Below are 20,926 nucleotides of genomic sequence, written 5' to 3' on the forward strand. Positions count from 1 at the left end.
CGTCGCCCTCGGCGTCACGGGGTCACACCGTCCCCGGCGTAGAGGTAGCCACCGGGTCGGGCGGGGTCGGCGATCAGCAGTACCTGGTCGCCGGGGCGGGGTATGCGCAGCTTGGAGACGATGGTCTGGAGAGTGATCCGGTCGGCGGCGCCGGGCGGCTGGAGAACCAGGTCGACGACCGGATCGAAGTTGACCAGCTTGCCGGTGTCGCCGATCGACACGACGGTGGCCGGCACGGTCGGCGCCCCGGCGGCGAGCAACTGCTGTACGTCGAGGCCGGAGTTGTACGCGCCGATCGACTGCTGGACCCTGGCGAAGTCCGACTCGCCGAGGAACGCACGCGTGGTCCGGCCGTAGAAACCCTTGCCGCTCGCCACCTTGCCCACGATCTCGGCGGCCCGCTCCTCGCGGCTCTTGCGTCGCCCGAAGATTCCCATGGCGTTCTGCCCTTTCTTCCCTTCCGACGGTGTCGGACTCGGTGTCGCTCTGCTGACGATGTGGACGCTAAGCGGCCCGGAACGCCTACCGATCCCAGGTTCGTACGCGCGTTTGCCCTCGGCGTACGCTCCTGACATGCCGCCCTCCAGCCAGCCGACCGGTGAGCGCCGACCGCGTGCCCTGGTCATCGACCACGCCTGGCGCGGACTCGGCCCGGGGCTCGAACCGTTGAGCGGTCCCGGCGGGGCGCCGCTGACCCGGACGGTCAAGCTGATCGTGCTGCCGCTGATCGTCAGGCCGACGCTGCGTCCCGCACTCGCGGTGGACTTCCTCGCCCCGGCCGAGGCCTCGCTCCTCGACGAGCTGATCCGGGAGTCCACCGGGCGGCTGGCGGCGACGGCACAGTGGTTCACCCTGCTCAAGAAGGCCCGCCGGGCCCTGGGCGTCGTGGCGGGAAACCCACAGGACCTGTACTTCCAGCGCTGCTTCGAGCTGGCCGTCGAGCACGGCGTGCCCCGGGCAGGCGCCGAGGTGCTGGCGAGGGCGTTGGTCGAGGAGGTGGCGCACTCCCCCGGCGGACGCACCGTGGACGCGCTGAAGGACCATCTGGCCGACACCGCCCGGCGCTCACGACTCGACGCGGAGCTGGCCGCGGCCTGGGAGAGCCGTCCCCCGCCCGCCGACCCGGCTGCCGCGACCGAGGTCGTCGCACGGGCCGCCGAGGTCCTCGACGCCTGCGGCACGCCGAGCCCGGCGGGCACGTCATCGTCGTACACCGCCATGGTCGAAGCGGGCCTCGGCGAGCTGTTCGGCCGGGCGCTGTGGGCGTACGCGAGCGGGCTCTGGGGCCGCGACGGCCTGCCGACACATCTGGGGCTGACGGGACGACAGACACCGCCGCGTCCGGAGGTCGGGCGGGGCGCCTCGACGGCCACGCTGCCCGCGCCGCTGGACCGCACGCTCTTCGAGCGGCTGTTCACCGTGCTGCAGTCGTCGGCCCACCGGGAGGAGTTGGTGACGGTGACGGAACTCGTCGCGCGGGAGACCGGCCGAAGTTGCGCCCCGCTCGGCCTGTACGACGAGACTCTGCGCGTCACCGTGCTCCTCGGCGGTCGGCTCGCGGCCGGCCTCGATCCGCTGGGCACCGGGGAGGGCGCGCCGGGGCGGACGGCCGCGCACCGGGCCGTCAACGGCCGCTGGCGACGGGAGGCGTCGGTCCTGCGCGCCCGCCGGATGACTGTCTCGACCCGCCCCGACCCGGACGGCGGCGTCCTGGACGCCCTTGCCCAGGACCTCCGTACCCCGTGGGCCGCCTACATGCGGCGCCTGTGGGTGCGGTTGCACGGGCGCGACGTCCGTGGCGCGCCCCTGGAGGACCTCGGGTCGGCCTGGGCCGTCCTCGACGGGGTCGCCCGCTCGGTGATGATGGACCACCGTGCCCGGGTCCGCTCGGCCCTGCGCGCCCTGTCGGCGCAGCCCGCTCCGGCGGCCGAACCGAGGAGCGCCTGATGACGCCGGAACCCGTCGACGTACGGGTGGCGCGCGGCGCGGACGGCACGGTCCTGATCGCCGCCGGGCCCGGTCTCCGGCACAGCGACGTGTACGGGGATGTCGTCGCCGTGGGGCCCGACTTCACCCGGGCCGTCCTGGACGTCGCGGGCGCCGTTCTCAGCTGGCCCGTGCTCGACGACCCGGTCCTGCCGTCGGCGGAGATCCATGACGCGGGGCGGGCCCAGCAGTGGCTGTGGGCGCTTTACGGCGAGCGCGTCGCCGCCGCCGTCCACGACTGCGCGGCCGAGGAGTCCGGCGTGTGGGTGCCGGCGGAGGTGGCGGTGCTCGCGGGCGCCGCCGCCCGGCTCGGCCTCGGCCACTGGGCGACCCGGTGGTGGCCGGCCTCGTACCCGAACGCGATACCCGCGCTCCAACCGGACCTGCTGGGCCTGGAGTCGGCCGCGCTCACCCACCGCTGCCAGCAACTGTTCGACGACGGAGACGACCAGCCCGACGACTGCGCGGCCGAACTGATCGAGGAACACGGAGCCGCTCTCGACTCGTTGATCCAGTGGTGGCGGGAGGCACCACTGGCGACGGACACCGCGCGCCGGCTGGAGACTGTGCTGCGGCTGCTCGACGACGCGGCGGACAGTGCCGGACTCGACGGAGCGGCCCTGCGCCGCCTCCGCTCGTCTCTGGAGGGGCACGGTCCGGCCGGTACGACGGCCGGCTCCGGCACGCCCTTCGGCCGCCGTACCGGCTACGCACTCGCGGCAGGGGAAACGGTCGTCGCGGGTGGCCGGGTGATCGCCCGGGGCTCGGGGACCAACGACTGGCGCCGCTACCCGCCCGGCTTCGTCGACGCTGCCGAGGACGCGGTGTCGTGGACGGCTCGCGCGCTCGGTGCGCGGCGGCTGATCGAGGTCGAGGCCCTGGCCGATCCCGCCGCGCCCGCCGCCGGTACGCCCCTCGTCGCGGACGTCCGGGTGAACGGCGGCGACCCGCACCGAATACCCCTCACCAGGCGCGACGACCTCTGGACCGGCCACGCGGACCTGTCCCCGCAGCTGCCGGCGGGGATGCGGGCGCCGCGTGTCGAGGTCGGCGTCCTGCTGCCCGGCTTCGACCCTGGCCCCGGCACACCGGGCGAACCGGACGGCCGCGCCGAGCGGGACGCCGTCCGTGCCCTGGTCCGGCGGCGGATGACGGCCGCGGCCCGGCCACCGGCGAACGACGTGACCACTCGCGACGGCTTCCCGGCACCGTTCCTCGCCGAGACGGCCGCCGCCGACGCCGCCACCGACGAGGACTACTGACGTATGCGGGACGACGAGGTCGTACACAGCGAACCGGTTGACCAGGGCGAACAGGGTGCGAGGGCGAGCCTGATGCCGCTGTACGGGGAGCCGTTCGACAGCGGCCTCGCCCTGGCCGGGGAACTTCAACTGGCGGCCGACCTCACGGGCGCCGAGGCCGTCTACGGGGAACTGCTCACCGTCGCGGAGTCCATCGAGGACTCGCCCGACGTACGGTTCCTGCGGGCTCATCTGCTGTCCGACCTGGCGACCGTCCGGCTCACCGCGACGGACCTGGCCGGGGCCGAGGACGCCGTCGAGCGCTCCCGGGTCCTACTCGACGGCATCGCGGCCGAGCCCATGGGGCCACGGGGCCGTCAACTGTGGCTGGAAGTCCTGCTGAAGACGCTTCTCGCCATGGCTGACCTGCGGCGCCGGACGGGGCGGCTGGACGAGGCGCTGGCCCGTCTCGACGAAACGGCGGCCAGGCTGGCCGAGTTCGACGATCCTGAGGGACTGCGCGCCGCCGAACTCGGCTCGAACCGGGTGCTTTTGCTGATGGAACGCGGCGAGTGGGGAGCGGCCGAGGAACACGCGACCTCGCTGCTCTCCACCCTGGAGGCGACCGAACTGGAGACCGTGCCTCGGCTGCTCACCGCTCTCGGCATGATCTGCTCCTCGACGGGACGGTTCGACGAGGCCGAGGACCACCTCGCGCGTGCGGAGGAGCGCTACCGCGCCCTGGGGGATGTCGGCGAGCAGCACTCGCTGCTCGCGCACCGTGCGCGTGTCGCGATGGACCGGGGCGAACTCGACCTGGCGGAGCGGCTGTTCGCCGAGGCGTCAGCGTTCTTCGAGCGGCAACGGTGGTCTGGAGACCTGGCCGCCTGCGAACAGGCCCGCGCCTACCTCGCCGGCCGGCGCGGCGACAGCGCCGGCGCGGACGAGCTGATGACGGCGAGCCTGGCCCGGTTCCAGGAACTCGGTGCCTCGGTCGCCGCCGCCGACAGCATGCTGCTGGGCGCCCAACTCGCCTACGACCGGGGCGACATCACCGAGATGCAGCGGCTGGCCCAGGGGGTCCGTGACATCTACCAGGCCCGGGAGGTCTACGAGCGGTGCGCACAGGTCGACCTGATGCTCGCGCGCGCCCTTGAGGACAACCTGAACCGCACGGACCACGGCGACCACGAGAGGCGGTCCATCGACAACGCGCTCTCCCTCGCGCTTCCCGCGGCGCTGACCCTGCAGGCGGCCCGCTTCGACTTCGCCACCGCCCACGCCCGCCATCAGTGGCTGCAACTGGCGGACGAAGCCATGGAGTTGGCGTTCCGGCTCGCCGTGCGCCGACAGGATCAGGGGCTGCTGTTCGAGCTGGTGGAACACCGCAGCGCGGGCGCTCTGCTGGCCCTGGACCGTACGCCGCCGCCGGCGCCCCACGCCGCCACATCGCCGGAGTCCGCCGAAGCCGTCCCATCCGTCTTCCCGGGTGCGGCCATGAAGACCTACGCGCGCGCCGACGGCCCGATGACCCTGGGCGGAGTGGCGGCGGAGGCCGCCGCCAGTGCCGGTCTGCGCGTCGCGCCGCCGCCGAGAGTGCGGATGGCGGCACAGGGGCCGGGACGCTTCGCGCTCCAGGAGTACATCGCGGGGGCCGAGTTCCGCTATCACCGGCGGATCGTGAACGAGGAGGAGGTCCCCTTCTGGTTCACCGACGACCTGACCGGCCGACCGGTGGTCCAGGTCCGACTGGCCGACGCCGGCGACCTGTTCATGACCTGGACATGGGCCGGCGGCGCCCGGGGTTTCGGTACCGGCCGGGGGCCCGCCGGTGAAGTCGACCGGGCGGTGCGGGAGTTGGCCGCCGCGCTGCCGGGGACGGGAGAGGGCGCGGCGGGAGTGCGGCGCGCGTTCGGCTCCGGAGCCCTGGCGGAGCAGGGGGCCGAGCACCGGCTGGCGCGGGTCCTGGCCGAGGCACTGTGGCCGGCGGAACTGACGGCGCAGGTGCGTCAGGTGTCGCAGCGTGCGGGCCGACCGCTGGTGCGGATCCAGCCCTCGCCCCGGGTCGCCCAGGTCCCCTGGGAACTGCTCGCCGTCGACGGCGCGTCCGACGAGCGGCTCATCGAGCTGGCGGACGTCGTGACGACCGCACCGATGTCGTTGCGACGCCAGGCCGACTCCGCGCGCCGCTCGCCGGACCGCGACCCGGATACCGACGCCGGCCCGGTCGTCCTCGTCCTCGACCCCCGGATCCCCGGGTTCCGGGCCGACTCCCCGCTCGGCTCCGTCCTGGGGCCGCCCGGATCGGACCCGGAGCTGCTGTCCTTCCTGCGGAGGCGTCTCGACGAGGGCGCCGTCGTGCCGTCCGTCGCCAGCCCGGCGGAGGCGCTGCGCCGCACCGACCTGGACCGGGACTGGCTGAGCGGAGTCCTCCGCGAGGGCGCTCGCAGGCTCCTGTACGTCGGGCATGTGAGCGGCGCGTCCGTCGAGGGCGGGCAGAGCGAGGACGGCACACTCCATCTGTGCTGCGGCCCGGAAACAACCGGCCTGGCCGAACCGGTGCGCGGTCACCGCCCGTTGTCGGCCAAGGATCTCCTGCTGGGCACGCTGCCCCTGCGTGCCGACGGCGAGCCGGGCGCCCGGCTCTGGCCCGCGCCGCCGCGTGTCGCCCTCATCGGCTGCGAGAGCGGCGGCGACCTACGCTTCGCCGAGTCGTTCGGCCTCGCGACAGCGATGATCCACAACGGTGCCGAACTCGTCACCGCCACCCGCTGGGTGCTGCCGACCAGCTTCGCCTTCCACCGGCCGGCGGGCCTTCCCGAGTCCGTACGCCCGCTGACGGAGGCGATCATCGCCGTCGACACCGCCCACGAAGACCCCGACCCCGTGGACCGGTTGGGCCGCTGGCAGCGCGAGCGGCTCGGCCTCTGGCGGGCCGGCGGCCGGATCGAGCACTCGCCCCTGCTGTGGGCGGCCCTCACCTCCATCACCGTATGACCACGTACGGGAGCCGCAGAGCCCGCCAAGGCAGGGAGGGGAAGGCTCTGCCCGCTCAGCGCGCCGGGCTGGGACCGGTACTGGCGCGCAGGGAGATGGGCGGGGTGAGGAGGTGGTGGCGGGGCACCGCGTCGGGGTGGTCGAGCCGCTCGACGAGCAGTTCGACGGCGAGTCGGCCCAGTTGCTCGGCCGGTACGTCGGCCGCGGTGAGTTGCGGGGTCACGGTCTCGGCCCAGCGGCCGGCCACTACCCCGGTGAGGGAGAAGTCGCGCGGGATGTGACGGCCCGCCATGGCCAGGCCCCGGTAGAGGCCGCCGAGCGCGGCCTCGTTCAGGGTGACCAGCGCCGTGGTCTCCGGGTCGTCGTGCAGGATCCGCTCCAGGCACTCCTGGCCGGAGGGGGCGTCGTCGCCGCAGCAGTACGTCCGTACGGTGAGCCCGCGTTCGGCCGCGGCCTTGGTGAAGCCATCGAGGCCGCGGTGTGCCGACTCGTAGCCGGCCCGCAGCAGGTGCTCGGGCCGGTTCACGAGGGCGATGCGGCGGTGTCCGAGGTCGGCGAGGTGGTTGACGCAGGCCGCCGCCAGCGCGGTGTGGTCCAGGCCGACCCACCAGTCCCGGTCCGCGTGTGCCGTGCGGCCGATGCAGACCGCGGGGAAGTTCTCCTCGCCCAGGTGGTCGACCCGGTCGTCGTGGAGCCTGATCTCCATGAGGATCGCGCCGTCGACCCGTCGTTCACCCAGCAGCCGCTGGAAGGAACGGTCGCTGTCCACCCCGCTCGGGGAAAGCAGCACGTCGTAGTCGTACGCCGCCGCGGCCTCCACCACACTGCCGATGAAGTCCAACTGCATACCGGTGTAGTGGTTGCCCGCCGGCGGGAAGACCAGACCGATGGTGCTGGTCCGGCCGTTCGCCAGGGCCCGCGCACTCGCGTTGGGCCGATAACCCAGCTCGTCGATCACCTGCTGGATCCTGCGCCGGGTCTCCTCCGACACCGAGCGCTTGCCGCTCAGCGCGTAGGACACGGTGCTCCGCGAGACCCCGGCCCGTTTGGCGATCTCCCCGATGTTCACGGCACTCCTTCGTCGAACCGGTTCGCGTGAGGGCAAGTTAGGAGCGACAGCCGCCCGTGTCAATGACCGACGCAGATCTTCTTTTATCAGCCACCCTATCCGCGTTACGGGTATTGCCCGGCACTTTTCGGCAGTGCTAGCTTCCGGCACGCATTCTTCGAACCGGTTCGACACTCATCATGGCTCACCCCACGGAGACTTCAGTGCGACGCACCCGCAGCAGAACCAGTGCCGGCGCCACCGCCGTCACCGCCCTCGCCGCCCTGCTCGCCGTACCCGCGTCCGGCGGCACGGCCCGCGCGGCCCAGCCCGAGCAGCTCACCATCGACCTCTCCACCGACACCGGCGCCTTCCACGGCGGCGCCTCCGGCTCGCTCTACGGCGTCTACGGCGACGGCGTGCCCAGCCGTAACGTCCTGGAGGGCATGCACGTCCGCACGGTGTCGACCAAGGCACAGGACGGTCCCCAGCACCCCGGCGCGGACGCCCTCGAGATGCTGCCGCCGTTCGTGGACTCGGGCGGCAAGGACGTCTACGTCTACATGACCGACATCTACCGCGGCTTCCCCTACCAGTGGCCGGGCTCCGACGGCCCGGCACGGCTCGCCGACTTCAAGGAGAAGATCAGGAAGCAGGTCGAGCAGGTCCGGACCCTGGACAGCGCCTACAAGGACCATGTCGTCTACGTTCCCTTCAACGAGCCCGAGGGGAACATGTTCGGCACCGGCGACTGGAGCTACGACAAGGTCTCCTGGCTGAAGGACCCGGGCGCCTACTTCGCGGCCTGGAAGGACGTCTACCGGCTCATCAAGGGCCTCGACCCCGACGCCCGTATCGCGGGCCCCAACACCAGCGTCCTCTACGACCAGGTCAAGGGCTTCCTGCAGTACGCCAAGGCCAACGACGTCGTACCGGACGTGATGACCTGGCACGAGCTGTCGTCGCCCGCCGCGGTACGCACGAACGTGGCTCGGTACCGGCAGATGGAGAAGGACGTCGGTGTCGGCCCACTGCCCGTCAACGTCAACGAGTACGGCCACAACTTCCACCTCTCCGTGCCCGGTCAGGTCGTCCAGTGGATCTCCGCGATCGAGGACTCCAAGATCGACGCGGACCTCGCGTACTGGAACATCGACGGCAACCTCAACGACTCGGCCGTGGAGGCCAACAAGGGCAACGGCCAATGGTGGCTCTTCAACGCCTACGGCCAGATGTCCGGCCACACGGTCGAGGTGACCGCCCCGCATCCCAACCAGCAGTACACGCTTCAGGGAGTCGCCACCCTCGACCAGGACAAGAAGCAGTCCCGGGCGATCTTCGGCGGCAAGAGCGGTGACGCGGACGTCGTCTTCCGGAACATCGACCCCAAGCTGTTCGGCGGGGCCGTACACGCCACCGTGCAGGAGATCCCCTGGACCGGCCAGGTCGGCGACTCGGCCCAGCCTCTGCGGCTGGCCGACCAGGAGCTGACGGTCGGCGCGGACGGCACCGTCACCCTCCCCATGACCGGGATGAACGAAATGTCGGCCTACCAGGTCATCCTCTCCCCCGGCGGGCACGGCACGGTGCCGGCCGAGCCGTCGGTGAGCTGGCGCGGGACGTACGAGGCGGAGAACGCCACCTACACCGGCGGCGGCTACTCGAAGAACGGCCCCGAGGGCACGCCCTCCAACGTCGGCGGGTTCGCCACCTCCGGGACGTACAACGTCGGCGGTCTGCGCACCGGTTCCGACGGGGTCCTCGGCTTCGACGTGGAGGTCCCGCAGGACGGCACGTACGACCTGAGTGTGTTCGCCAACTCCTACAACCTGTACGACCTGGTGAAGGAGCAGGGTCCCACCAACGTCTTCCTGCGGGTCGACGGCGCCGATCCGCAGGAACTGCGGCTGCCGCTCGGTTACAAGTGGGTGGTCTGGGGCCACACCGACACCACGGTGAGGCTCACCGCCGGCAGGCACCGCATCACCCTCGCCGCGAAGGACCCCGACCTGGGCGTCACCAGGGGCGACGCCATCATCGACAAGGTCGACCTGTCACTGCGGGACGCCCGTGCGACCGCACCGGCCCTCTACGAAGCCGAGTACGCCACGCTCTCCGGAACGCGGCCCGTCTACACCCGCGCCGGCGCCTCGGGTCCCGGCACGGTTCCGCTGGGCAGGGGCGCCGCCGCGACCTTCTGGGTCCACTCCCCCACCGACGCCGAAGCGACCGTGTACGTCGACCACTTGGGCGGCGGCAGGGCGAGCCTGTCCCTCAACGGCGAGAAACTCGACGTACCCGAGGTCGGGGGCGACAGGAAGGGCACCGACCGGATACGGATGTTCCTGTCCGGCGGCATCAACAAGATCACCGTCACCGGCACCTCACGCGCCCTGGTCCTCGACCGGCTGCGGGTCGCCCGGACCGGAGACACCCCGTCCACCAGGGTCTACCAGGCGGAGGACGGCCGGCTCTCCGGCGCCGCCAGGGTGACCGACGCCTACCCCTTCGCCACCGGCGGAAAGGCGGTCACCGGTGTCGGCGACGGCAGGGCGAACGCCCTCACGGTCGACGTCGTCGCGGACAGGGGCGGGCGGCACGCCGTGACCATCCGTTACTCCAACGCCGAGCAGGCGCCCGCCACGCACTACAACCCCGATCCGATCGCCCGGCACGCCGACCTCTCGGTCAACGGCGGACCCGCCCACCGGGTGCTGTTCCCGACGACCTTCCACTTCAACAACTTCTGGGAGCTGACCGTCCCGCTCACCCTGAGGAAGGGCACCAACCGGCTCACCTTCACCGCCGAGGAACTGCCCGACTTCAACGGCGACACGTACAACCAGTACGACCAGCGATCCCCGTACGCGCCGGTCATCGACCGCGTAGCCGTCACCCCCCTGGCACAGAAACAGCCCTCCTGACGGGCCGGCCCGGGCCGTTCGCGGCCCGGGCCCTCTGCCGTCGGCGAATCTGCTGCGGGCCGAGAAATCCGCCGACGGCGTCGGGTCGGACCGAGAGTGGGAGTGCGGAGCGATCCGCCGCACGAAAGCCACGACTCACGATCGACAACCCGATGAGTCGATAAGCCGATGCCTCGACGAGGAGCCCCGATGTCCCCACTCACCACCGCCGGTCCCTGGCCGGCGCTGCTGCCCCGGGCCGAGGAGGGCGACACCCCTCCCTCCCGGTTCGACGACCATCTCGCCGCCCAACTGCTCGCCCAGCGCATCGTGTTCCTCGGTACGCAGGTCGACGAGGTCTCGGCGAACCGAATCTGCGTCCAGCTGCTCCTGCTGTCGGCGGAGGACCCGCGCACCGACATCAGCCTGTACATCAACAGCCCCGGCGGCTCGGTGACAGCGGGCCTCGCCATCTACGACACCATGCAGCTGATCCCCAACGACGTGTCCACGCTCACCATGGGATTCGCGGCCAGTATGGGCCAGTTCCTGCTCAGCGTCGGCGCGCCCGGCAAGCGGTACGCGCTGCCGAACGCGCGGATCATGATGCACCAGCCGTCGGCCGGGATCGGCGGCACCACCTCCGACATCGAGATCCAGGCGGAGAACCTCGAGTTCACGAAACGCACCGTCGAGCGCATCACCGCCCAGCACACCGGCCAGAGCGAGGAGACGATCTCGCGCGACGGCGACCGCGACCGCTGGTTCACGGCCGAACAGGCCCTGGAGTACGGCATGGTGGACCAGGTTGTCGGCTCGCTGGCCGACGTGCGCCCCGCCACCTCACGACGACGGATGGGGCTCTGACATGGGGACGTACACGATTCCGAACGTCGTGGAGCGCACCCCGCAGGGCGAGCGGTCGTACGACGTGTTCAGCCGGCTGCTGTCCGAGCGGATCATCTTCCTCGGCACCGAGATCGACGACGGCGTCGCCAACGTCGTCATCGCGCAGCTCCTGCATCTGGAGTCCTCGTCGCCCGAGCAGGAGATCGCGATCTACATCAACTCGCCCGGCGGCTCGTTCACTTCGCTCATGGCGATCTACGACACGATGACCTACGTGCAGGCGCCGATCTCGACGTTCTGCGTCGGCCAGGCGGCCTCGACGGCCGCGGTGCTGCTGGCCGGGGGCGATCCGGGGCGCCGGTTCGTGCTCGAACACGCGCGGGTGCTGCTCGGCCAGCCGGCGAGCAGTGGACACCGGGGCATGGTCTCCGACCTTGCCGTGCAGGCAAGGGAGATGGTCCGTATCCGCGCACAGGTCGAGGAGGTGCTCTCCCGGCACACGCAGCACGACGTGGCGACGCTGCGCGCGGACATGGACCGCGACAAGGTGTTCACCGCCGCCGAGGCGGTGGCGTACGGGCTGGCCGACGAGGTGGTGAGCCGACGCCTCGCCGGCGTCTGACGGGGAGGCACCGCCCGACGGGCGCGCCGAGCCGCTAGGCGACCAGGCAGAGCCCGTTGTACGGCGCGGAGTTCGTCGTACGCGCCCGGGTGCGGCTTCGGGCGTGCCGGGTCAGTTCGCTCTGCGCCAGGGACAGCAGATCTCCCAGGCCCAGGCCGAGGGCGTGGGCGGCGGCCGCGAGGACCTCCGAGGAGGCTTCCTTGCGGCCCCGCTCCAGCTCCGACAGATACGGCATGGAGATCCTGGCCTCGTCCGCCACATCCTTCAGGGTGCGTTCCTGGGCGAGCCGTTCGCGGCGCAGGACGTCGCCGACCAGGTCGCGGAAGAGCGGTTCCCTGGGAGCGGGCGGCGCCGGAGGCACCGTGCGGGCCGGTGCCGGTGCCGGTGTGGTCCTGGGACGCAGCGGGATGACTCGGGCCTGGTCGGACGCTTGATTGCTCACCCCCTCAGCCTAAAAGCCGTCGCTTCCGAGGGAAGGGGTCTGCATTCTGCTCTGGGTGGAATCACCACAGCAGGGCGGACTGGGTGAGGGGCGAGCATGCTGCGTGACACGTTCGACGAGGTGGCGGAACTGTACGACCGGGCCCGTCCCCGCTATCCGGAGGGCCTGGTGGACGACCTGGCCCGGGCGGCCGGCCTCGGTCCGGGCAGCCGCGTCCTGGAGATCGCCCCGGGTACGGGCCAACTCACCGTCCCGCTGGCCGCGTTGGGCTGCGCCGTCACGGCCGTCGAGCTGGGCCCGTCCCTCGCCGCCGTGGCCCGGCACAATCTGCGGACGTTCCCGCTGGCGGAGGTGACGGTCGCCGACTTCGAGCACTGGCCGCTGCCTGCCGAACCGTTCGACCTGGTCGTCTGCGCGACCGCGTTCCACTGGCTCGACCCGGCGATGCGGCTGCCCAGGACGGCTCGGGCACTGCGGCCGGGCGGGCTGCTCGCGCTCGTCACCACGCACCATGTCAAGGGCGGCACCGTCGACTTCTTCGAGCGGGTGCAGCGGTGCTACGAGAGGTGGGACCCGGCCACGCCGCCCGATCTGCGACAGGTGGACGAGGCCGACACGGCGACGGACACCCGCGAGTTGGAGACCTCCGAGTACTTCGACGGGGTCACCGTCCGGCGCCATGCCCGGGACATCGCGTACTCCGTGGACGAGTACCTCGACGTCCTGCTCACCTACTCGGGCCACCGCGCGCTCGACGCAGCCTCGCGCGACGGTCTGCTCGCGGACATCCGGGACCTGGTGGAGACGCGGTACGGCGGCCGGCTCACCAAGCGGTACCTCCACGAGCTGATCACGGCGACACGGGTCTCCTGATCCGCGCCCCGACACCGGGGCGGCCGGCAGCGGCCGGGTTCCCTACGCCGATCCTCCGGCCGGCGCACCGCAATCGCCCCAGGGTCCCTACGCCGGTGCAACGACCGCTCCCGCGGCCCTTACCGCCAGGTCAACACCCGTGGTTCTGCGGGCTTTTCGCACCTCGCGTCCACTCGTCCCTTGCATGGAGCAACATTTGTGGCATGTACGGCGCTGGACCGGGTACGCGCAGTCCGGAACCGTTCCATCGTCCGCAGCTCGATGTTTTCGTGGGAGAGGTAACAGGTAATGGACACCGCCATGATCCGGTCGAAGGCAGAGGTCGTCGAGGACACCGCCGGAGCCAGGACGGGTGACGCCCCACTGCCCGAACTCGCGGAACCGCGAAAGGTGGCCCCGCGTGACGCGCGGGAGCTGTCCCGCCAGTTCTTCAGGCGCCTGACCGAACTCGAAGAGGGGACGCAGGAATACCAGTACGCGCGCAACACCCTGATCGAGATGAACATGTCGCTCGTGCGGTTCGCCGCCGGACGTTTCCGGAGCCGTGGCGACGACATGGAGGACATCGTCCAGGTCGGCATGATCGGTCTGATCAAGGCCATCGACCGGTTCGAGCTGACCCGTGAGGTGGAGTTCACCTCGTTCGCGGTGCCTTACATCGTCGGTGAGATCAAGCGGTTCTTCCGCGACACGACGTGGGCGGTGCATGTGCCGCGCCGACTGCAGGAACTGCGTGTCGAGCTGGCCAAGGCCCGCGAGGAGCTGGCGAGCAGGCTGGACCGTGAGCCGACGGTCGCCGAACTCGCCGCACTGATGAACCTGCCCGAGAACGAGGTGGTCGAGGGCCAGATCGCCGCCAACGGCTACAACTCCTCCTCTCTCGACGCCGCGTTGACCGGAGACGGGCCCGATGACGGCGAGGCGGTCCTCGCCGACTTCATCGGGGTCGAGGAGCACGGGATGCGCCTGGTAGAGGACTTCCAGTCGCTGGCCCCACTGCTCGCCGAACTCAGCGACCGGGACCGGCAGATCATCCATCTGCGGTTCGTCGAGGAAGCCACCCAGGCGGAGATCGGTGAGCTGCTCGGCTGCTCACAGATGCATGTCTCCCGGCTGATCAAGCGCATCATCACTCAGCTGCGTGAGGGCATGCTCGGCGAACTCGACTACGCCTGACCGTTCGACCGGTTCAGCACCGGTTCAGCACCAGTTCGACAAGTGAGCCGAGACCTGTGAGTCGGGTCTCGGCTCACCGGCTGAGCGGCAGGACGGCCCGGACGTACTTGCCGACCGGCACCCGGCCGGCGGTCACCTCGGTGGCGAGTGCGTGCACGATCTCCAGACCGTGCCGGCCGATCCGCTGCGGGTCCCGGGGGTAGCGGACGGGCAGCGCGGCACTGCTGTCGTACACGGACACCGTCACCGAGGTGTCCGTGCCCTCCAGTTCGAGGATGTAGGGGCCGTAGCTGTGCCGGTCCGCGTTGGTGACCAGCTCGCTCACCACCAGAAGCAGCTCACCGTCTGCGCGCTCGTCCGTCGGCACGCAGCATTCCTTCCTCAGCTCTTCGAGGAAGATCTCCGCGAAGGCGCGAGCCTCGGCGATGCAGCCCGGATCACCGGTGAAGGCCGTCGCCCGTCGCAGCGGTTCGACGGGGACACCCGAACCACTCGGTATCACTGAACCGCCCAGATGTTCGATCATGTAGTGCTCTCTCGGTGCCCGGGTCCGGCCGGACCCGGTCGCACACTGCTCGTACCCCGAGTCTCGCGCCGCAGTCCCCCTGTCCCCGGGCCCCCGCCAAGCCTCAGGAGGACGGCGGGGCCAAGGCCGAAGGCGTCGTGCCGGAGCCGCCGTCGTCGGGCGGGGACTGGGGCGACCCGAGCGCCGAGGACGGTGGCTGGACGGCCGGGGGCGCCGAGGCGGGCGGGCTCGATGACGGTGGGCAGGGCTTGGCCGACGGGCTCGCGGTGCCCGGTGCTGCCGGTGACGCGGGTGACGCGGGCGGGCTGGCCGAGCCGGTGGGCGCGGACACGCAGGGCAGTGGAGACTGCGGCGGCAGCAGACCGGGGGCCTCGGACGTCGGCTCCGAGGACGCCGCCGAAGGCTCCGAGGGCGTCGGTGAACTGACGGACGGGGTCGGTGGGCCGGTCGGCGGGGTCGATGGGCCGGTCGGCGGCTTGGTCGGCGGCTCGGTCTTCTGGTCGTGCCGGCCCGTGTCGCCGTGGTGGCGGTGGAACCAGCTGCCGCGGTCGGGGTCGTAGACGACGAAGACATTGATCACCGTGGTGGCGGGCGCCACGACGACCACGTTCGAGGAGCGGTACGCCGGCCAGCTGTCACCCGCCGGACGCGGGACGCTCTGCTGTCGCACCGGGTCCGTGAGCGGGTTGCCGCAGGCGCAGCGCACGCGCGGCCGGCCCCGGTCGTCGACGAGGACGGCCGTGCCGGTCTGCAGGACTGCCTGGTAGTTCGTGGCGGCGGCGTCCTGGTAGCCGTGGTTGGTGACGCGGGTGTCCATGCGCAGTTGTACGGGGGTGAGCGAGCGGAGATAAGCGGGGACCCCGGCGGGCCGCAGGCCGAGGACCGAGGCGAACGCGCCGTTCTTCGCGGGCGCGGCGCCGAGTACCCGGATCTGCTTCTCCACGTCGCAGCCGGCGACCTTGCGGGTGCCGCCGTACAGGCCTGCGGCGTCGCCGTCCACGCGTCGGACGACGTTCGTGGTGACCGTTTCCGGGGCTTTGGCGGTGGGGGTCGTGACCGGTGGGGCGGAGCTGTCCTCGGCCGTGGACTCGGTGAAGGGGTCGGGGCCCGACTTGCCCGCGGCCTGGAGGAAGACCTCGCCGCCCGCCGCCTGGTCGGAGGTGCCGTCGGAGCGGGTGGGACCGACGATCAGGACCACGGCGGCCACGACCGCCGTGGCGAGTACCGCGACCCGGGGCACCGACCTCCACCAGGGCGGGTGCGGCTCGGGTCCCGGTCCGGTTCCGGGTCCGCCGCCCTCGCCTCCGTCACCGCCGCGCGACCCGCCGCCGCGGTCGGTGGGCGACTGCTGGGTCGGGGGCCCCTCGAGTGGCTGGGAGGGGCCCGGCAGAGGGCCGGAGGGTGGTCCTGTGGGGCGGCCGGAGGACGGCTGTTCGATGCTCACGGGCTCTTCTTCCGACGTGGGCTCCTGCGGCATTTGTGCGAATACTTGCCGCTTTCTTCCACAATGTGCCCAATTGTGCACTCCGGCCCTGCCTCCTCCGCAAGCGGACGCCCTCTCTCCTCCCGACGGGCGCACCACCCGAGTGCTGCTTAGCGTGGCAGGGTGAGCACCCGAACCCCCGCTCCCGTGCCGGCGCTCGGGGAGGAGTGGACCGTCTCCCGGCACGGCTGGGTACAGGCCCTGGCCGCGGTGCTGACCGCACTGGGCTCCATGGTGCTGGTCTCCGGGCTGGGACTGTGGGCGGCCGGCGCGGGCGATCTGCCGGACGGAGCGTTCCCCCGGGTCGTCACGGCCACCGTCGTCTCGGCGGTCGGCGGAAGCGTCGGCCTCACGGGCGACGCCGGAGACCTCGCCGAGACAACGGGCGGTCTGACCGTGATGCCACTGTCGGTGACGCTGGTCGGGGCGCTCGTGACGGGCGCGGGATTTCTGCGCCCCCTGCGGCACCGGGCTGTCGCCGGGGCTCGCGAACTGGCCGGCTGGGCGGCGCGCGTCGCCGTCCTGTGGCTGCTGGGTCTGACCGGTCTGGCGTTCGCGGCCCGCCAGACCTTCGCGGTCTCGCTGGGCGACGGAACGCTGGGAGACATCGGCGACCTCCTCGGCGCCTCGCCGCGGATCGGCTTCACGACGGACGTACCGCCGACGCTCCTCGCCGGTCTGCTGTGGCTGGCTGCGGTACTGGCGCTCGCCCTGCTGGTCTCGCGCGGGGCCCCGCTGCCCGCGCGGCTGCTGCGCTTCCAGGAGTCGGTGCGTCCCGCCGCGTACGCCATGGTCGTGCTGCTGCTCGTCTTCGTGGCCCTCGGGATCGTGATCGGTCTCGTCGTGGCGGTGACGCGAGGCCAGCCCGCGCAGTCGCTCGCGCTGGTGCTGCTGGGTATGCCGAACCTGGTCTGGCTCGCCCTCACCACCGGCCTGGGCGCCACCTGGGAGGGGCGCGTCGAGGGCCCCTTCGGGCTGCCGATGCCGCACGTCCTCGACGAGGTGCTGCGTACCCCGGACACCGCCACGCTCAACCTGAACACCCTCTCGGACTACGACGGCAGGGTGTGGTGGCTGGTGGTCGTCGACGCCGTGCTGCTGCTGGCCGCCGCGTTCCTGATGGCGGCGCGCTCACCGGCCAGAACGCGGGCCTGGCAGCACGCCGTGCACATGGCGGTCGCGCTGGCGCTGACCGTCCTGATGATCTGCCTGCTCGGCCGGATCTCCGCCCACTACGGCCTGTCCGTACTCGGCATCGGAGACCTCGGCGGCAACCTCTCCGGCAGCCTGTTCCTGCGCCCGCAACCCTGGGGCGCGCTCGGCCTCGCCCTGCTGTGGGGGCTGATCACCGGATTCCTGGGCGCACTGCTCGCCCGACGGGTGCACCGGCAGGGTGAGGTCGAAACACGCCAGGAAGGGTTCCGGCCGGCGTGACACCGTGCTCCCCATGGCACTGACTGTCGAAGACCGGCTGGTCGATGACGATCTCGCTGAGCGGGTCGCGTCCGACGTGATAGTCGTGGCCCGGACTCATCACCGTGGAGCCCGTCTCCGTCTCCAGCACGAGTTCGGGCGCGGTCGGCGCGACCGAACGATCTACCATGCCCAGGATTCCAGCGATTCGTCCTTATATACGCCTGGCCGACCTGGAGCGGTGCGGGGGCCCGGCCGGTCAGGCGACCGGTACGACCAGGGCCGGGTTGGTCCGCTGCATGCGCAGCGCGTCGACGGACTCGGCGAGCAGTTCGTACTCGGTGGTCTCGTCGTACGTGGCGATCCGTACGAGCCTTCCGGCCGCCAACTCGTCGGCGACCAGCTCCTGTTGGTACGGGTCCATCGCCCAGGCGCGCATCAGGCCGGGCACGTCCGGCACGGTGGCGGCGACCGGGACGAGCGAGTTCGGGGGGAAGTACGGTTCGTCGGGCTGCGGATCGAGCCGTTCGGCGATCCAGTTCGCCCGGTCCCGTAACCACCACAGCGCCAGCGCCAGAGTCGGCGCGCGGTACGTACCCAGCGGTACGCCGATGCGCCGACCCGCGCAGACGCCGTACGCCGTGACATGACAAAGGAACTCGTCGTGCACGATCTTTCCCCCGATCGCCTACCGGCCTTGCCTCGCTCTCCCTGCGGCTCACCCGCTGTACCGCATTGGTGCTGGTCACTCGATGGTCCACTTGATGCAGTGTTCTACCAGTTGAGTATCTTCACTATTGACACTCCGTCACCACGCCTTTCCAGCCAGTTTCCAGGCATTCTCCTGGCATATTCCTGGCAGGTATGGACCGGAATCCGACACGACGGCCACTTCTCCCGCCGACGGATCCCCGAGGTTTAGCGAAGATCATGGGATTCGCGATGAGTTTTTCGCTTCCCAGTGGTCTCGTCAGTGAAGACCACTGGAAATGGAGGGCCCCATGGCCACCAGCGAAAAAGTTGAGAAGCTCGACGAGGAATTCACAGCCGTACTGCGCAAAAGCCCGGCAGCGGGGGGCTGGACCTACCTGGTCTGGCCGGAATCCGTCGCATACTTCGGCACCCGCGGCCTGGTCAAGGTCAGCGGGACGATCGACGGACACCCTTTCCGCAGTTCGTTCATGGCGCTCGGTGACGGCACCCACAAACTCCCCGTGAAGTCCGAGATCCGGAAAGCCATCGGAAAGGAAGAGGGCGCCACCGTGACAGTACGGCTGGCCGAGCGGTTCCGTTCATAACGGAACACGGGAAGGCCCGGACAGGGATCAGGAGAGATCAGGCCTTGATGACCGCGTCGATCCGGGCCAGTTCCTCGTCGGAGAACTCGAGGTTGCCGATGGCCGCCACGCTGTCCTCGAGCTGCTGCGGGCTGCTGGCGCCCACCAGCGCGGAGGTTACCCTGCCGCCGCGCAGAACCCAGGCCAGGGCCAGCTGAGCCAGGCTCTGACCGCGGGACTTGGCGATGCCGTCGAGGGTGCGCAGCTGCTGTACGAGGTCCTCGGTGATCTTGTCGGAGTTCAGGAAGGGGCTGTCGCTCGCCGCCCGCGAGTCCGCCGGGATCCCGTTGAGGTAGCGGCCGGTGAGCAGGCCCTGCTCCAGCGGGGAGAAGACGATGGAACCGACCTGGAGCTCGTCCAGCGCGTCCAGCAGACCCTCGTCCTCCGGGCGCCGGTCGAGCATCGAGTAGCGGGGCTGGTGGATCAGCAGCGGGGTGCCCAGCTCGGCGAGGATGCGGGCGGCCTCCCGGGTCTGCTCAGCCGAGTAGTTGGAGATGCCGACGTAGAGCGCCTTGCCCTGCTGGACCGCCGTGTGCAGGGCGCCCATCGTCTCCTCCAGCGGAGTCTCCGGGTCGGGGCGGTGCGAGTAGAAGATGTCGACGTAGTCCAGGCCCATGCGGGTCAGGCTCTGGTCGAGGGAGGAGAGCAGGTACTTGCGCGAGCCCCATTCGCCGTACGGACCCGGCCACATGAGGTAGCCCGCCTTGGTGGAGATCACGAGCTCGTCGCGGTACGGGGCGAAGTCGGCCTTGAGGGCCTCGCCGAGCGCGGACTCGGCGGCGCCGGGCGGCGGGCCGTAGTTGTTGGCCAGGTCGAAGTGGGTGACGCCGAGGTCGAAGGCGCGGCGCAGGATGGCCCGCTGGGTGTCGACCGGGCGGTCGGGGCCGAAGTTGTGCCACAGGCCGAGCGACAGCGCGGGGAGCTTCAGGCCGCTGCGTCCGGTGCGCCGGTAGGGCATGTCCGCGTAGCGGTCGGTGTGTGCGGTGTACAACGCGACTCCAGAAGGGTTGGCACAGGTGAGGCGATCTTTACTGGTCCCACTCTTCCCCGCGGACGGGCAGTGGTCCAACAGGAGAATCCGATGGTATTAAGCGGCTAGGCTTCTCAATCATGGAACTACGCCATCTCCAGCACTTCGTCGCGGTCGCGGAGGACCAGCACTTCACCCGGGCCGCCGAGCGGCTGATGGTGTCCCAGTCGGGCCTGTCGGCCTCGATCCGCGCGCTGGAGCGGGAACTGCAGACCCCGCTGTTCGTGCGCACCACCCGCCGGGTGACGCTCACCCCGGCGGGGCGTGCGCTGCTCGGCGAGGCCGAGCGGATCCTCGCCCAGGTGCGGTCGGCCCACGAGGCGGTGGCCGCGGTGCAGGGGGTGCTGCGCGGGATGCTCGCACTGGGCTCCGAGCAGTGCATCGCCGGAGTGCATGTGGCGGGGGTCCTCGCCGCGTTCCGGCGGCAGCACCCGGACGTCGAGATCTCGCTGCGGCAGGCGGGCGCGGGCGCGTTGGCGGAGGAGGTGGCCGCCGGGCGTCTGGACCTGGCCTTCGCGGTCCGTGGGACGCAGGAGGAGACCGACCAGTTGCGTGCCGTACCGCTGAGCAGCGAGTCGATGACCGTGCTGTGCCATCCGAGTCACCGGCTCGCGGTGGCCGGCGCGGCCGTGACCCCGGAGGACCTCGGCGGTGAGGTGTTCGTCGACTTCCACCCGGACTGGGGGCCGCGCCGCACCACCGACGCGGTCTTCGCCGAGGCGGGCGTGCGCCGGACGGTCGCCCTGGAGGTCAACGACGTGCACAGCCTCCTCGACCTCGTGGACGAGAACCTCGGCGTGGCCGTCGTACCCCGGCACTTCCGGCACAAGCGCGAGACGCTGACGGCGCTCCCGGTCAAGGGCACCGGCGAGACCGTCTACGAGACGGTCGCCCTGTTGCCGCCCTCCCCGGCGACCAGTCCCGCCGCGCGGGCGCTCATGACCCTGCTGGAGACCGAGCAGGCAAACACGGGCGCGTGACGGACCGGAATGGGAGAGGG

18 protein-coding genes are annotated in these 20,926 nt (G+C 71.2%); 11 read left to right on the top strand and 7 right to left on the bottom strand.

Annotated elements, in window-relative coordinates:
* Positions 1-14 precede the first annotated feature (14 nt).
* Positions 15-437, bottom strand: coding sequence for a hypothetical protein (locus tag OG241_RS01645; protein ID WP_405813118.1), 423 nt, complete (start codon positions 435-437; stop codon positions 15-17).
* A gap of 136 nt (positions 438-573) precedes the next feature.
* Between OG241_RS01645 and OG241_RS01650 the strand changes: the two genes are divergently transcribed.
* The 3 genes from OG241_RS01650 to OG241_RS01660 are packed head-to-tail and all read left to right on the top strand — an operon-like array spanning position 574 to position 6,224.
* Entirely contained in the window at positions 574-1,947 is a 1,374-nt protein-coding gene (locus OG241_RS01650; RefSeq protein ID WP_405813120.1) for a hypothetical protein, read from the top strand.
* The gene (locus OG241_RS01655; RefSeq protein WP_405813122.1) at positions 1,947-3,248 is read left to right on the top strand and encodes a hypothetical protein; all 1,302 of its coding nucleotides are present in this window, start codon (positions 1,947-1,949) and stop codon (positions 3,246-3,248) included. The genes OG241_RS01650 and OG241_RS01655 overlap by 1 nt, the downstream gene beginning before the upstream one ends.
* Positions 3,249-3,251: 3 nt before the next feature.
* Positions 3,252-6,224 (top strand): hypothetical protein, encoded by a 2,973-nt coding sequence (locus OG241_RS01660; protein ID WP_405813124.1) that lies wholly within the window; start codon positions 3,252-3,254, stop codon positions 6,222-6,224.
* A 55-nt stretch (positions 6,225-6,279) separates the two neighbouring features.
* Here OG241_RS01660 and OG241_RS01665 read toward each other — a convergent pair whose 3' ends face one another.
* Positions 6,280-7,293 (bottom strand): LacI family DNA-binding transcriptional regulator, encoded by a 1,014-nt coding sequence (locus tag OG241_RS01665; protein WP_405813126.1) that lies wholly within the window; start codon positions 7,291-7,293, stop codon positions 6,280-6,282.
* 203 nt (positions 7,294-7,496) lie between these two features.
* Between OG241_RS01665 and OG241_RS01670 the strand changes: the two genes are divergently transcribed.
* The 3 genes from OG241_RS01670 (at position 7,497) to OG241_RS01680 (ending at position 11,646) form a co-directional block, all read left to right on the top strand.
* A complete protein-coding gene (locus tag OG241_RS01670) occupies positions 7,497-10,196 on the top strand; it encodes a cellulosome protein (RefSeq protein ID WP_405813128.1) in 2,700 nt (899 codons plus the stop codon).
* A 189-nt stretch (positions 10,197-10,385) separates the two neighbouring features.
* Positions 10,386-11,042, top strand: a complete 657-nt coding sequence (locus tag OG241_RS01675; protein ID WP_405813130.1) for an ATP-dependent Clp protease proteolytic subunit — start codon at positions 10,386-10,388, stop codon at positions 11,040-11,042.
* 1 nt (position 11,043) lies between these two features.
* Positions 11,044-11,646 (top strand): ClpP family protease, encoded by a 603-nt coding sequence (locus OG241_RS01680; RefSeq protein WP_405813132.1) that lies wholly within the window; start codon positions 11,044-11,046, stop codon positions 11,644-11,646.
* A 34-nt stretch (positions 11,647-11,680) separates the two neighbouring features.
* On the opposite strand, the gene OG241_RS01685 is transcribed toward OG241_RS01680, so the two are convergent.
* Entirely contained in the window at positions 11,681-12,088 is a 408-nt protein-coding gene (locus tag OG241_RS01685) for a helix-turn-helix domain-containing protein (RefSeq protein ID WP_405813134.1), read from the bottom strand.
* A gap of 96 nt (positions 12,089-12,184) precedes the next feature.
* Here OG241_RS01685 and OG241_RS01690 point away from each other — a divergent pair, with 96 nt between their 5' ends.
* Together OG241_RS01690 and OG241_RS01695 are read left to right on the top strand one after the other, a co-directional pair.
* On the top strand, positions 12,185-12,961 hold the full coding sequence (locus tag OG241_RS01690; RefSeq protein WP_405813136.1) for a class I SAM-dependent methyltransferase: 777 nt from the start codon (positions 12,185-12,187) through the stop codon (positions 12,959-12,961).
* A gap of 288 nt (positions 12,962-13,249) precedes the next feature.
* The gene (locus tag OG241_RS01695; protein WP_405813138.1) at positions 13,250-14,137 is read left to right on the top strand and encodes an RNA polymerase sigma factor SigF; all 888 of its coding nucleotides are present in this window, start codon (positions 13,250-13,252) and stop codon (positions 14,135-14,137) included.
* A 73-nt stretch (positions 14,138-14,210) separates the two neighbouring features.
* On the opposite strand, the gene OG241_RS01700 is transcribed toward OG241_RS01695, so the two are convergent.
* Together OG241_RS01700 and OG241_RS01705 are read right to left on the bottom strand one after the other, a co-directional pair.
* Positions 14,211-14,663, bottom strand: a complete 453-nt coding sequence (locus OG241_RS01700; protein WP_405813140.1) for an ATP-binding protein — start codon at positions 14,661-14,663, stop codon at positions 14,211-14,213.
* A 103-nt stretch (positions 14,664-14,766) separates the two neighbouring features.
* Positions 14,767-16,107 (bottom strand): DUF6777 domain-containing protein, encoded by a 1,341-nt coding sequence (locus OG241_RS01705; protein ID WP_405813142.1) that lies wholly within the window; start codon positions 16,105-16,107, stop codon positions 14,767-14,769.
* Between the two features lie 162 nt (positions 16,108-16,269).
* On the opposite strand from OG241_RS01705, the gene OG241_RS01710 reads away from it, so the two are divergent.
* The gene (locus OG241_RS01710; protein ID WP_405813144.1) at positions 16,270-17,580 is read left to right on the top strand and encodes a streptophobe family protein; all 1,311 of its coding nucleotides are present in this window, start codon (positions 16,270-16,272) and stop codon (positions 17,578-17,580) included.
* A gap of 238 nt (positions 17,581-17,818) precedes the next feature.
* On the opposite strand, the gene OG241_RS01715 is transcribed toward OG241_RS01710, so the two are convergent.
* Complete coding sequence (locus OG241_RS01715; RefSeq protein ID WP_405813146.1) at positions 17,819-18,229, bottom strand: hypothetical protein; 411 nt, start codon at positions 18,227-18,229, stop codon at positions 17,819-17,821.
* A 331-nt stretch (positions 18,230-18,560) separates the two neighbouring features.
* On the opposite strand from OG241_RS01715, the gene OG241_RS01720 reads away from it, so the two are divergent.
* Positions 18,561-18,857 carry a DUF1905 domain-containing protein gene (locus tag OG241_RS01720; protein ID WP_405813148.1) on the top strand — a complete coding sequence of 99 codons (297 nt, stop codon included), beginning with the start codon at positions 18,561-18,563 and terminating at the stop codon, positions 18,855-18,857.
* 37 nt (positions 18,858-18,894) lie between these two features.
* Here the strand turns inward: OG241_RS01720 and mgrA are convergent, their stop codons facing one another.
* Positions 18,895-19,887, bottom strand: a complete 993-nt coding sequence (gene mgrA / locus OG241_RS01725) for an L-glyceraldehyde 3-phosphate reductase (protein WP_405813150.1) — start codon at positions 19,885-19,887, stop codon at positions 18,895-18,897.
* A 119-nt stretch (positions 19,888-20,006) separates the two neighbouring features.
* On the opposite strand from mgrA, the gene OG241_RS01730 reads away from it, so the two are divergent.
* Positions 20,007-20,906: a LysR family transcriptional regulator gene (locus OG241_RS01730; RefSeq protein ID WP_405813152.1), complete on the top strand. Its 900-nt coding sequence runs from the start codon at positions 20,007-20,009 to the stop codon at positions 20,904-20,906.
* Positions 20,907-20,926: the final 20 nt, after the last annotated feature.

The organism is Streptomyces sp. NBC_01390 (assembly GCF_045040105.1).
Classification (GTDB): Bacteria; Actinomycetota; Actinomycetes; order Streptomycetales; family Streptomycetaceae; genus Streptomyces.

Coding starts and splice junctions, on each gene's coding strand:
- OG241_RS01645 (WP_405813118.1), bottom strand. CDS start 437: ATGGGAATCTTCGGGCGACGCAAGAGCCGCGAGGAGCGGGCCGCCGAG.
- OG241_RS01690 (WP_405813136.1), top strand. CDS start 12,185: ATGCTGCGTGACACGTTCGACGAGGTGGCGGAACTGTACGACCGGGCC.
- OG241_RS01660 (WP_405813124.1), top strand. CDS start 3,252: ATGCGGGACGACGAGGTCGTACACAGCGAACCGGTTGACCAGGGCGAA.
- OG241_RS01655 (WP_405813122.1), top strand. CDS start 1,947: ATGACGCCGGAACCCGTCGACGTACGGGTGGCGCGCGGCGCGGACGGC.
- OG241_RS01720 (WP_405813148.1), top strand. CDS start 18,561: ATGGCCACCAGCGAAAAAGTTGAGAAGCTCGACGAGGAATTCACAGCC.
- OG241_RS01730 (WP_405813152.1), top strand. CDS start 20,007: ATGGAACTACGCCATCTCCAGCACTTCGTCGCGGTCGCGGAGGACCAG.
- OG241_RS01650 (WP_405813120.1), top strand. CDS start 574: ATGCCGCCCTCCAGCCAGCCGACCGGTGAGCGCCGACCGCGTGCCCTG.
- OG241_RS01700 (WP_405813140.1), bottom strand. CDS start 14,663: ATGATCGAACATCTGGGCGGTTCAGTGATACCGAGTGGTTCGGGTGTC.
- OG241_RS01680 (WP_405813132.1), top strand. CDS start 11,044: ATGGGGACGTACACGATTCCGAACGTCGTGGAGCGCACCCCGCAGGGC.
- OG241_RS01695 (WP_405813138.1), top strand. CDS start 13,250: ATGGACACCGCCATGATCCGGTCGAAGGCAGAGGTCGTCGAGGACACC.
- OG241_RS01675 (WP_405813130.1), top strand. CDS start 10,386: ATGTCCCCACTCACCACCGCCGGTCCCTGGCCGGCGCTGCTGCCCCGG.